Source organism: Streptosporangium sp. NPDC000095, assembly GCF_042899335.1.
Lineage (GTDB): Bacteria > Actinomycetota > Actinomycetes > Streptosporangiales > Streptosporangiaceae > Streptosporangium.
Genome location: NZ_JBIAZS010000014.1, coordinates 111,333 through 123,300, shown reverse-complemented (window position 1 = coordinate 123,300; position 11,968 = coordinate 111,333). Strand labels below are relative to the sequence as shown.

At 66.6% G+C, this 11,968-nt stretch carries 8 protein-coding genes and 1 riboswitch; of the genes, 1 reads left to right on the top strand and 7 read right to left on the bottom strand.

All coding sequences use genetic code 11. The annotated features are described in order from the left end of the window. Positions 1 to 135 precede the first annotated feature (135 nt). From ACFY3V_RS28315 to ACFY3V_RS28295, 5 genes are all read right to left on the bottom strand, one after another. Positions 136 to 1,086 (bottom strand): TIM barrel protein, encoded by a 951-nt coding sequence (locus ACFY3V_RS28315; RefSeq protein WP_362897973.1) that lies wholly within the window; start codon positions 1,084 to 1,086, stop codon positions 136 to 138. Between the two features lie 394 nt (positions 1,087 to 1,480). Beyond that, a complete protein-coding gene (locus ACFY3V_RS28310) occupies positions 1,481 to 3,973 on the bottom strand; it encodes an ATP-dependent Clp protease ATP-binding subunit (RefSeq protein ID WP_350941525.1) in 2,493 nt (830 codons plus the stop codon). 279 nt (positions 3,974 to 4,252) lie between these two features. Beyond that, entirely contained in the window at positions 4,253 to 4,585 is a 333-nt protein-coding gene (locus ACFY3V_RS28305; protein WP_350941526.1) for an Lsr2 family protein, read from the bottom strand. A gap of 1,286 nt (positions 4,586 to 5,871) precedes the next feature. Continuing rightward, positions 5,872 to 6,966 (bottom strand): RDD family protein, encoded by a 1,095-nt coding sequence (locus tag ACFY3V_RS28300; protein WP_389777755.1) that lies wholly within the window; start codon positions 6,964 to 6,966, stop codon positions 5,872 to 5,874. Between the two features lie 228 nt (positions 6,967 to 7,194). Then, positions 7,195 to 7,872: an amino-acid N-acetyltransferase gene (locus ACFY3V_RS28295; RefSeq protein WP_389777753.1), complete on the bottom strand. Its 678-nt coding sequence runs from the start codon at positions 7,870 to 7,872 to the stop codon at positions 7,195 to 7,197. Between the two features lie 335 nt (positions 7,873 to 8,207). Next, positions 8,208 to 8,355, top strand: a riboswitch (cyclic di-AMP (ydaO/yuaA leader). A gap of 5 nt (positions 8,356 to 8,360) precedes the next feature. On the opposite strand from ACFY3V_RS28295, the gene ACFY3V_RS28290 reads away from it, so the two are divergent. Beyond that, positions 8,361 to 9,410 carry an NlpC/P60 family protein gene (locus tag ACFY3V_RS28290; protein ID WP_362897978.1) on the top strand — a complete coding sequence of 350 codons (1,050 nt, stop codon included), beginning with the start codon at positions 8,361 to 8,363 and terminating at the stop codon, positions 9,408 to 9,410. A gap of 77 nt (positions 9,411 to 9,487) precedes the next feature. On the opposite strand, the gene ACFY3V_RS28285 is transcribed toward ACFY3V_RS28290, so the two are convergent. Both ACFY3V_RS28285 and lysX read right to left on the bottom strand, forming a co-directional pair. Next, positions 9,488 to 9,688, bottom strand: coding sequence for a LuxR C-terminal-related transcriptional regulator (locus tag ACFY3V_RS28285; RefSeq protein ID WP_030905642.1), 201 nt, complete (start codon positions 9,686 to 9,688; stop codon positions 9,488 to 9,490). A 775-nt stretch (positions 9,689 to 10,463) separates the two neighbouring features. Then, positions 10,464 to 11,966 (bottom strand): bifunctional lysylphosphatidylglycerol synthetase/lysine--tRNA ligase LysX, encoded by a 1,503-nt coding sequence (lysX, locus tag ACFY3V_RS28280; protein WP_350941529.1) that lies wholly within the window; start codon positions 11,964 to 11,966, stop codon positions 10,464 to 10,466. Positions 11,967 to 11,968: the final 2 nt, after the last annotated feature.

The following is an 11,968-nucleotide window of genomic DNA, read 5'->3' as shown; positions in this document are numbered from 1 at the left end:
GTGATGGGCGCCGCGGCACGGAGAGATCAGGACACCTCTCTCGGAGCCGTCCGGCGCCGAGGGCGGTGAGTCCGCCCTCGACATCGACACGACAGGGCGTCGAGCGAGGCTCGACGGGGCGTCGGGCCGGGAAGGTCAGGCGGCGAGGCGCAGACCGAGGGCGGTGAGGCTGGTGCGGGCCCAGTCGAGCTCCTCGGCGATCACGTTGACCAGGGCACCGGGGCCCTTGCCCCGCAGGGGCACGGCCAGATCGTGGGTCTCCACCTCGATGTGGGCGGTGCCGTTCACCGCGCCGGAGAGCATCGCGGTGAGGGTGTCCTCCAGGACCGGGCGGGTGCTGGGCAGCTCCTGGCACGCGGCGGCCATGTGGTTGTGTACGTGGCCGAGCTTCACCACGGGGGCTCCGGTGTCCGCCAGGCCGCGCAGGGCGGCTCCCGGCTCCTCAGAGCCGCCCGCGAGATAGCAGGCGTCCAGGCAGATGCCCAGGTGCTCGGAGTCGATGCCGCCGACCCGGTCGAGGGCCTGCTTGGTGGTCTCCAGCACGCATCCGGGCCACGGCTCGAAACCGACCCTGATCGTCTTGCCGGTGACGCTGTACAGACCGCGCAGCTCGCGGGCGAGGCGCTCCATCCGTCGCGAGGCGATCGAGTGCAGGTCGGCGGGCCAGTCGCGGCGCCAGCCGATGGGGATGGTGGAGATGCTCCCGAAGCGGACGTCCTGCGGGAGCAGGAAGGCGAGGATCTTGGCCAGCGCCATCGTGTAGCGGTAACGCTCGGGCTTGGCCCAGTCGGGACCGGGGACCTCCTGGTTTCTGCCGCCGGTGCCGTTGAGGCTGACGACCTCCAGGCCGCGCTCCTCAAGGGATCGGCGCAGGCGCACCAGCTCGATCCTGTCGGAGGTGAGATGGTCGGCGACGCTCGGGGAGAGCCAGAGGCCGACCCCCATGCGCTCCACCCCGAGGCGCTTGCGCACCGGCACCGCGTACCGGGTGAGGTGCGCGATGAGGTTCTCCAGATCCTCGGCGGGGTGCACGCCCGCGTTGTAGGCCAGGTGAACGAGCGTCCCGTCCTCGTGCCGTAAACGCATGCGTGCCTCCAAAGCGTGCTTCCGTGTAAGCGTCCCCGATGACCCCCGCGCCGCTCGTCGACGGCGGCGCGAGCCGGAGCCCTCCCGGCCGGGAGTCCGGCCCGGTCGTCTGAAGCATCCCGCGCGGGCACCGATCTCCGCGTCACTCTCGGAGCTGATTCCTCGGTACGTCGCCGGGCTTACCTCGATACCGCTCTCACCGCAGCCGGTACTGCTTTCAGATCGTCCGGGTGAGAGTCACCGAACTCACTCTACAGAGTGTAGTACTACCTGTCGTGGCGAAATACCGTCTTAGATAACAAATGAGCAGACCCCGCCGTGAGTCTCCTCACGGCGGGGTCTGCTCATTCGGCCTGAATCAGGCCATGTCCGGCCTGCCCCGGTCCTGGATCGGCTACACGATGGCCGCGGCCGAGTCGGGGACCTGGGGAGACGGCGCGTTCTCACCGATGAAGGTGAACTTCGCGTTCTCCCCCTCGCCCTCGATCCCGATCTTCACGATCTGACCGGGACGGAGCTCCCCGTACAGGATCTTCTCGGACAGGATGTCCTCCAGCTCGCGCTGGATCGTACGGCGGAGCGGACGGGCGCCCATCACGGGGTCGTAGCCACGGTCGGCCAGCAGCTGCTTGGCCTCCTGCGTGAGCTCCATCCCCATGTCGCGGTCCTTCAGACGCAGGCTCACCTGGGCCAGCATCAGGTCGACGATGCGGATGATCTCCTTCGGCGTGAGCTGGTGGAAGACCACGATGTCGTCGACACGGTTGAGGAACTCCGGCCGGAAGTGCTGCTTGAGCTCCTCCTGGACCTTCGACTTCATCCGGTCGTAGTTGGACTCGGCGTCGTTGTTCTTCGCGAAGCCGACGCCCTGACCCTTGGAGATGTCTCGGGTGCCGAGGTTCGTCGTCATGATGATGACGGTGTTCTTGAAGTCGACCACCCGGCCCTGGGCGTCGGTCAGGCGACCGTCCTCCAGGATCTGCAGCAGCGAGTTGAAGATGTCGGGGTGGGCCTTCTCGATCTCGTCGAACAGAACGACCGAGAACGGCTTGCGCCGCACCTTCTCCGTCAGCTGACCGCCCTCCTCGTATCCGACATAGCCGGGAGGCGAGCCGAAGAGACGGGAGACGGTGTGCTTCTCCATGAACTCCGACATGTCCAGCATGATCAGCGCGTCCTCGTCCCCGAACAGGAACTCGGCCAGCGCCTTGGACAGCTCGGTCTTACCGACACCGGACGGACCGGCGAAGATGAACGAGCCACCCGGACGGCGCGGGTCCTTCAGACCGGCGCGCGTACGGCGGATCGAGCGGGACAGACCCTTGATGGCGTCGTCCTGGCCGATGATCCGCTTGTGGAGCTCGTCCTCCATGCGGAGCAGTCGCTGGGACTCCTCCTCGGTGAGCTTGAAGACCGGGATGCCGGTGGCGGTCGCCAGGACCTCCGCGATGAGCTCCTCGGTGACCTCGGCGACGACGTCCATGTCGCCGGCCTTCCACTCCTTCTCACGGCGCTCGCGCTTGAGCTGGAGCTGCTTCTCCTGGTCACGCAGCGCGGCGGCCTTCTCGAAGTCCTGCGCGTCGATCGCGGACTCCTTGTCGCGCCGCACGTTGGCGATCTTCTCGTCGTACTCGCGGAGGTCCGGCGGCGCGGTCATGCGGCGGATGCGCATGCGCGAGCCGGCCTCGTCGATGAGGTCGATCGCCTTGTCCGGCAGGAACCGGTCGCTGATGTAGCGATCGGCCAGCTGCGCGGCGGCCACCAGGGCGCCGTCCGTGATGGAGACGCGGTGGTGTGCCTCGTAACGGTCACGCAGGCCCTTGAGGATCTCGATCGTGTGGCTGAGGCTGGGCTCGGCCACCTGGATCGGCTGGAAGCGTCGCTCGAGCGCCGCGTCCTTCTCCAGGTGCTTGCGGTATTCGTCGAGGGTGGTGGCTCCGATGGTCTGCAGCTCGCCTCGGGCCAGCATCGGCTTCAGGATGCTGGCGGCGTCGATCGCGCCCTCGGCGGCACCCGCGCCGACGAGCGTGTGAAGCTCGTCGATGAACAGGATGATGTCGCCTCGGGTGCGGATCTCCTTGAGGACCTTCTTCAGCCGCTCCTCGAAGTCACCGCGGTAACGGGAACCGGCCACCAGGGCGCCCAGGTCGAGGGTGTAGAGCTGCTTGTCCTTGAGCGTCTCCGGCACCTCGCCCTTGACGATCTTCTGGGACAGGCCCTCCACGACGGCGGTCTTGCCGACGCCGGGCTCTCCCACCAGGACCGGGTTGTTCTTGGTCCTGCGGGACAGGACCTGCATGACCCGCTCGATCTCCTTCTCCCGGCCGATGACCGGGTCGAGCTTGCCCTCACGGGCGGCCTGGGTCAGGTTGCGTCCGAACTGGTCCAGCACAAGGGAGGTCGACGGTGCGGCCTCGGTCGGACCGCCCGCGGCGGCCGGCTCCTTGCCCTGGTAGCCGTGGAGCAACTGGATGACCTGCTGCCGGACCCGGTTGAGATCGGCTCCCAGCTTCACCAGCACCTGGGCGGCGACGCCCTCGCCCTCACGGATGAGGCCGAGCAGGATGTGCTCGGTGCCGATGTAGTTGTGTCCCAGTTGCAGGGCTTCGCGGAGCGACAGCTCAAGGACCTTCTTGGCACGCGGGGTGAACGGAATGTGCCCCGACGGCGCAGACTGACCCTGGCCGATGATCTCCTCGACCTGCTGACGCACACCTTCAAGACTGATGCCGAGGCTCTCCAGAGCCTTGGCGGCAACGCCTTCACCTTCATGGATCAAGCCAAGAAGAATGTGCTCCGTACCGATGTAGTTGTGGTTGAGCATCCGGGCCTCTTCTTGGGCCAGGACGACAACCCGCCGTGCGCGGTCGGTGAACCTCTCGAACATCTCGTCGCTCCTCACAGAGCGGTCAGGCAGGTCCGGGATATCCGAGCCCTGTCATCCCGCATGGTAGCCCCGACCCGGCGACCGCTCTATGCAGAAGACGTTCCCCGAGCGCAGGGCGTTCACCCTCCATCCAACTACTTATGGGGGGTGCGATGTTCCCGCTACGCCGCAAGCGAACGACGTTTGTCTTCCAGTAAAACGCATCATGCGGTCATGGCCGCCACCGGACCCCACCGTGACCGCCATAACCGCATGATTCACTCGATCTACTGAGCCGATCTAGTGAGCCTGCTCGTACTGCTCGACGATCTTCGAGGCGATCCGACCGCGCTCGCTGACATTGAGTCCGTGAGACTTCGCCCACGCCCGGATGTCGGCGCTCTTCTCTCGCGTGAGTGCCCGCGCTCCGCCTGCGCGGCGGCGGCGGGGAGCCAGGGCGCCGGAACGGCGGGCGCTCTGCACGAAAGGCGACAGGGAGTCGCGGAGCTTCTTCGCGTTAACGTCACTCAGGTCAATCTCATAGCTGGTGCCGTCAATCGCGAAGGCGACAGTCTCATTGGCCTCGCCCCCATCGAGGTCGTCGATGAGAATCTCCTGGATCTGCTTGGCCATCTACACAATCCTTTCGCGGAGTATTGTTTCATTCGCAAGCTAAACATATACCCGCGATCGAAGAGCGGCAATTCCAGGAGCTCGGCGATTCTCACAGGCAACCGAGACTCACCGGTCGAGCCTCCGGTGGATCAGCTCTTCTGCGACTCGGGGTCGGGCCGTTTTGCCGGACGTCGGCCGGCGGCTTCACTCCGAAGTAGCTTGACGACTCCGAAGATGAAGGCCCCGCCGACGACCGCCGGGGGTATCAACGCGGACAATACGTCGTACATTCGCCCTCGCTCCGCACCGTGGGTGGCTTTCTGGGGACCATGAAAATGTGGCGGCGGCTCTCCGGGCCTCGCGAGCGCACCCGATCGCTGGAACCGCCCATAGATGACCATAGCGCCACCGACCGGCGACACGCGCGCAGGGGCGACCATGCCGTCTTCCTCCAGCCTAATGCTTCTCTCCAGCTCTCTTACCGGTTGTGGTCGTAAAGGCACGAGGAAAAACCAGGTGGACGATCAGGTGATCATCATCGTCGCCGTAATACCAATGCCGCGCGGCTTCCGCGCCGCTGCGCCATCGACCTCCCGGCGACGAAGTCCCTGCTGAAGGGGGCTGTCCGCCGGGATGAACAACACCTTGCCATGGAGCCTGAGATCGCCGCCGACGACTTCATCGCGAGAATGCCCTCCGTCGACAGAACGCCCGGACGGGGAGCTGCTCGCTTCATCACCTCGGTGTGAACCGATGTGACACAAGTGTATGGAACAAGACGGATCTTCAACACTTTCTTGCCAAGAGTACGACCCACTCTGGCACGGAGTACATAGTCGTAGACCGTATAACCACCAAACACGATGCACTCCTCAGACAACCTCGCCAACACCGGGCGCCCCGATCCGGATCCGTAAGAAGGTCTTCACCGGCTGCCCCGAACACACGGCGGAAGGCGAAGAAGAGAATCCGACGCGAGGTCACCGAGGATGCCGGAGGCGCGCGGCGCCGACCATTCGGCGAGTAGTGCACGAACCCCCGACGGGGACGGATCCGGCATTGACCCCTCATAGGGCGCCCAGGGCGGACGTGAGCCCGTTGTGGGCAACGTACGCGAATATTCCGGCGAGCGGGTCGAGACTCGGTCATAACTTCCCCCGCGTTGCTCAGGGCGCGGCAAATGGTTTTGAGGCTTCCGCGCCCCGGCCCCCGAGACCCTTACGGACCCCTAAGGGCCCCCGTTTTCTCACCCGCGCACGAAAACGGGGCCGGCGGTTGAACCGCCGGCCCCGTTATTCAGGGGACTACTTGATCTTGACGACGACCGTCCCCGCCACCTTGTCGTGCAGGGCCTGCTGCAGCGGCTTGTCCCACAGCAGCCACAGGACGTTCACGAGGCTGAAGATGTTGAAGAGGAAGCCCACGAAGGGGATCCAGCTCAGGAACTGCGGGCCGAACATCACCCCGGCGCGCTTGACCGCCATGTCGGAGCCGAGCCCACCGGGCGGCAGGGCACTGCCGACCGGCACGACCTTGATGCCCATGACCATCTTGCCGACCGTCTGGCCGCCCCTGCTGAGCATGAGGAACTCGTAGGCCATGTAGATCGCCGCGCTGACCAACGCGATGAGGAGCCCGGCGAGGAAGGTCCCGCTCCCCTCCGTGATCGACGTGCCGTCGAAGGTGGGGGCGGTCACGAGCATCGCGGTCAGCACCAGGCTGATGATGACCCCCGGGATCGCCAGGATGATCCCGTCGACCAGCCTCGCCAGCAGACGCTGCCACCACTCCGCGAGCGGGGCGGGCGCCCCGGGAGGACCGCCGTACGGCTGGCCGTAGCCCTGCTGCCCGTAGCCGGGCTGCTGGCCGTAGCCCTGCTGGCCGTAGTCGGGCTGCTGGCCGTAACCCTGCTGGCCGTACTGCTGCCCGTAGTCCGGCTGCTGACCGTAGCCGGGCTGCTGGGCCCCCTGCTGGCCGTAGCCCGGCTGCTGGCCGTAAGCCTGCTGGCCGTAACCGGGCTGGGACTGCTGACCGTAGCCCGACTGCTCGTGGGACGCCTGCTGGCCGTAACCGGGCTGCTGCCCGTACGACCCCGTCCCGCCCTGCTGGCCGTACCCGCCGGTCCCGCCCTGCTGGCCATAACTGGGCTGCTGGCCGTAACCCTGCTGCTGGGACTGCTGGCCGTAGCCGGGCTGCTGCTGCCCGTACGACCCCGTCCCGCCCTGCTGGCCGTAACCCTGCTGCTGGGACTGCTGCCCGTAGTCGGGCTGCTGGCCGTAACCCTGCTGGCCGTAACCGGGCTGCTGGCCGTAGCCCTGCTGCCCGTAACCCTGGCCGTAGCCGGGCTGGCTCTGTCCTGGGCCGGTGTTCGGCTGTGAGGCCTCCGACCGATATCCCATGACCGTTACGTCGGGATCGAGTTCGCCAGCGGCTCGACCCGCGTTGTGCTGTCCGTAATCCGGGTGTCCCGACGGTGTGCGATCGCGGTCGGGATCATCCTGTGGATACGGCGGCTGTCCGGTGCTCACCGCGTCACCTCACTTAGACTGCGCATGTGGCAAATGTCAGACGCACATGCTTGCTGCTGCACAAGGTATCGACATAGGTATCGACAGTCACCTTTCCGATCAGTCAGCTCCAAAGTCATCACAGTCGGGCTCACGTGTCAGGTGGAGCAGCATCCGGGTGTTTCCCAAGGTGTTGGGCTTGACGTGCTCCAGATCGAGAAACTCCGCCACGCCCTCGTCGTAGGAGGCGAGAAGCTCCGCGTAGACCGCGGGAGCGACGGGCGTGCCCTGGATCTCGCGGAAACCGTGCCTGGCGAAGAAGTCGACCTCGAAGGTGAGGCAGAAGACCCGGCGCAGGCCCAGCTCCGCGGCCGTGCGAATGAGGGCGGAGACGATCCGGTGGCCGATTCCCATCCCGCGACGGGTCGGATCGACGGCCACGGTGCGGATCTCGGCCAGATCCTCCCAGAGGACGTGGAGAGCCCCGCAGCCGATGACCGCCCCCTCGGCGTCGGTGGCGACCCAGAACTCCTGAACGTCCTCGTACAGGGTGACGGTGGCCTTCTCCAGCAGGCGGGGGCCGACGCCGCCGTAGGTGTCGACGAGCCGCCTGATCGCGCGGACGTCCGGGGTCCGGGCACGACGGACCGAGACCTCGGCGGCCTTGGCGATCTCCGCGACCTCGGCCGCCGCGGGCAGGGGCGGGTCAGGCTCCGCCCCCTCGGGTCCCGCGCGTCGCTCCCCGCCGCCCGGGGTGCTCACGACCGGCACGGGAGAATGCTCAGCAAGCTGCTCCATGACCGTTCAGCGTACGTCCTCACCGGTCTTCAATTACGGCTCCTCCTTAACTCGCGGCACACCCCCCTCACATGACCGCCGGTAATCGCTTTACCACACTGGGCGCGCGGCATCTCACGTGTGCCACAACTCACCTTTGGTACGGTCCCGGACCTGGGAAGACCTTCCCCGCACCCCCCGCCGGGGAGGTAAAGGCAGCGTAATGGCCATGTTGATCATATTGACATGTGATCTTTCCGTGACACTTCAGTTGCGGAACCTCCACTGAATTCGCAGTTCTGGTTGAGCAGGAACCACGGGTGCACTAATCTCCGTGCTCGATGTCAGAGACGTAAAAGCCTGACCCGCCGAATCCCTCACCACGGGGAACCGGGGACCCACCACGTCCTTGGGGGTGAATCCGAGTGCCACCGGCGCACTCGGTAGGGCTGCCTCCGGCCCGAACCCGTCAGCTAACCCGGTAGGCGGCCGAGGAGAGGAGCCCGTTGGTGAAGCGCGAGCGCGACCGCGGAGGAAAGAACGCGGGCGACGACGCCCGCCGTCGAGAACGCGCGCCGCGCGGGCTGCGCCGCCGCATGGCGGTGATCGGCCTGGCATTCGCCACCCTCACTCTCGGCACACCGACGGTCGCGGCCACCGCCGACCCCGAACCCAGCCTCCAGCAGCTGGCCAAGCAGGCCGAGAAACTGCACGAGGAGATCGGCGTCCTCGCCGAGCGGTACAACGGCGAGCGGGTCAAGCTCAGGCAGGCCCAGCGGGCCGCGGAGAGCGCCGAGAAGATCCTCGCGTCGAGCGAGTCGGAGCTGGCCTCCCGTCGCACCAAGGCCACCCTCCTGGCGCAGAGCACCTACATGTCGGGCGGCCTGAACTCCGGACTCGCCTTCACACAGGCGACGGACCCCGACACCTTCCTCGATCAGGCCACCACCAACTACGCGCTCCAGCAGCAGCAGAGCGAGGAGGTCGCCCAGGTCGCCCGGGCGATCGAGGCCGCCGAGCGGGCGAAGGCCGGCGCCAAGGCGAGGACGTCGGAGGTCAAGAAGCTCCTGGCGGAGATCGACGGCAACCGGACCAAGATCGAGCGTCTGGTCGCGCGGGTCGAGAGCGACCTGTTCAGCGAGGTGCGTGCCAGGGCCGTCGGCAACAGGGGCGCCCGGGTGAAGACCAACGTGCCCATCGTGGGCAGCGGCAAGGCCGCGGAGGCGACCCGCTGGGCGCTCACCCAGCAGCTCAAGCCGTACGTCTGGGGCGCCGAGGGTCCCAACTCCTTCGACTGCTCCGGGCTGGTCATGTGGGCCTACCAGAAGGTCGGCATCAGCCTGCCGCACTACACCGGCGACCAGTGGACCGCCGGCACCCACGTCTCCAGGAAAGAGCTACGCCCCGGAGACCTGGTCTTCTTCTACAGCGACCTGCACCATGTCGGGATCTACATCGGCGCGGGCCTGATGGTCCACGCGCCCCGGACGGGTGACGTCGTCCACATCACCACGATCGACAACCGGCCCTTTGTCGGAGGCGTCCGCATCGCCGCCTGAGCGTGCCCCACCCCGCCCCCCTGCCCTGTCCGCACGCGTGCCCGGCCCGACCTGCCGGGCACGCGTGCGGTGCCGTGTCAGATCAGGCGACGGCGTGCGGCCCAGGCGACGGCCTCGATCGCCGTGGCGACACCGATGCGGTCGCAGATGCCTCTCAGCCTGCGCCTGACGGTCCGCCCGCTGATGTCGAGGCGACGCCCCACCCGATCGACCGTGACACCCTTGGCGAGCTCAGCCAGCAGCACGAGATCGTCATCGCTGAGACCGATATCGCTCATGCCCAGGGGGCTGTCGCCATGGCGTGAATCCACTTCTGGATATGCCATCAAGAGTCACTCCCCCCACTCTGGAAACCGGGTGCGAGACGCCGGAAATGAATACCGTCCGCCAGGAACGGTAAACGCCTTGTTCAAAGGTCGTCAAGTTCCGCTCTTCATAGCGCGCGTCCAGTATTGACATAGTAGGCGCTACATGAAGTACTCATGATATGTCAGTGCCTTTGCGGCTATGTCATGACCCATCCCGAGCACGAGCCGGCAGGTACCCCTGGCTGCGGTGATCGAAGTCCTGGCAGAACAAGGTTTCGCGGGAGCCCTCGCCCCGCCGGGCGCGCCGGAGCGGGTCCTCCGGAGATCCGGACTGCCCGCATTTCTCGGTAAAAACCGATCTCTTCCCGATAGTCTTCGGCGGCCATCACCATCCGCCACCTTGACGACACGCCGCGAAAAAGACGGAAATATAGGGGTCGAGGAAGCGGCTTCGCGGCATTCGTGAAGTATCACGCGGTGACGATGGGACGCGAAAGCGATATTGGACGTGCTGGAAATGGATTTCTGATCCGCACGGAAAGGCGTCCGGCATTATGGGGGACCATGGGCGCGACGACCGTTTCCAGCCCTCAGCTCTCGTCCCGTCCGTCCCGTCCGTCTCGTCGACGGCCCCGCGGCACTCACGGCGGTCTCACCGCGCCACCACATGAAAACGGCGCCGGCCCCGGGCGGTGCCCGGGGCCGACGCCACCGCAAGATCCCTGCGTGCCGCCCTTCGCCGTGCTCAGGCGGTCGGCTTGACCAGCGGGAACAGGATGGTCTCGCGAATGTTCTTGCCGGTGAAGGCCATGATGAGACGGTCGATCCCGAGCCCCATGCCACCGGTGGGCGGCATCGCATATTCCAGGGCGGTGAGGAAATCCTCGTCAAGCTGCATGGCCTCCGCGTCGCCGCCCGCGGCGAGCAGGGACTGCTCGGTGAGGCGGCGGCGCTGCTCGACCGGGTCGTTCAGCTCCGAGTAACCGGTGCCCAGCTCGGTACCGAAGCCGATCAGGTCCCACTTCTCGGTGAGGAGGGGGTTGTCCCGGTGGTTGCGTGCCAGCGGGGAGGTCTCCAGCGGATAGTCCATGACGAACGTGGGCTGGATGAGCGTGTGCTCGACGAGGGCCTCGAAGATCTCCTGGACCAGCTTGCCCTGACCCCACTTGGCGTCCCAGTGGATCTCCCGCGCGTCCGCGAGCTTGCGGACGTGCTCCAGGGGCGTCTCGGTGGTGACCTCCTCGCCCAGCGCCTCGGAGACCGATCCGTACAGGGTGATCCGCGGCCACTTCGCCAGCCCGAGATCGACCTCCTGGCCCTGGTGGACGACGACGGAGTGGCCGAGGGCCGCCATCACGGCCTTCTGGATCATCCGCTGGGTCAGGTCGGCGATGTCGTTGTAGTCGAGATACGTGCCGTACGCCTCCAGCATCGTGAACTCGGGGTTGTGGGTGGAGTCGGCGCCCTCGTTGCGGAAGTTGCGGTTGATCTCGAAGACCTTCTCCAGGCCGCCGACCACCAGCCGCTTGAGGTAGAGCTCGATCGCGATCCGGAGGTAGAGCTCCATGTCGTACGCGTTGATGTGGGTCCTGAAGGGCCTGGCCGTGGCTCCGCCGTGGATCGGCTGAAGCATCGGCGTCTCGACCTCCAGGTAGCCCTCCTCGTGCCAGAAGTCGCGGACGGCCCGGACCACGGCGCTGCGGGTGTGGGCCATCTTCCTGGCCTCGTCGTTGACGATGAGGTCGACGTAGCGCTGACGGACCCGCGCCTCGGGGTCGGTGAGCCCGGCGTGCTTCTCCGGCATCGGGCGCAGGCACTTCGAGGTGATCGCCCAGCGGTCGGCGAGGATGGACAGCTCGCCCCTGCGGGAGGTGATGACCTCGCCCTCGATGCCCACGTGGTCACCGAGGTCGACGTCGCGCTTCCACGCGGCGAGGGACTCCTCGCCCACCCTGTCCAGGGAGACCATGATCTGGAGATCGCCTGAGCCGTCGCGGATGGTGGCGAAGCAGAGCTTGCCTCCGGTCCTGGACAGCATCACGCGGCCGGTGACACCCACTTTGTCGCCCGTCGCGGTGTCAGCGGAGAGATCGGCGTATTTCTGGCGGATCTCGGCGTTGGTCGCGGTGCGCGGGAAGTTCACCGGATAGGGGTCGACGTCCTCGGAACGGAGGCGGTCGAGCTTCTCCCGGCGTACGCGCATCTGCTCGGGCAGATCCTCGGCGGGGGTGGTCACGTCATCGGTCACAG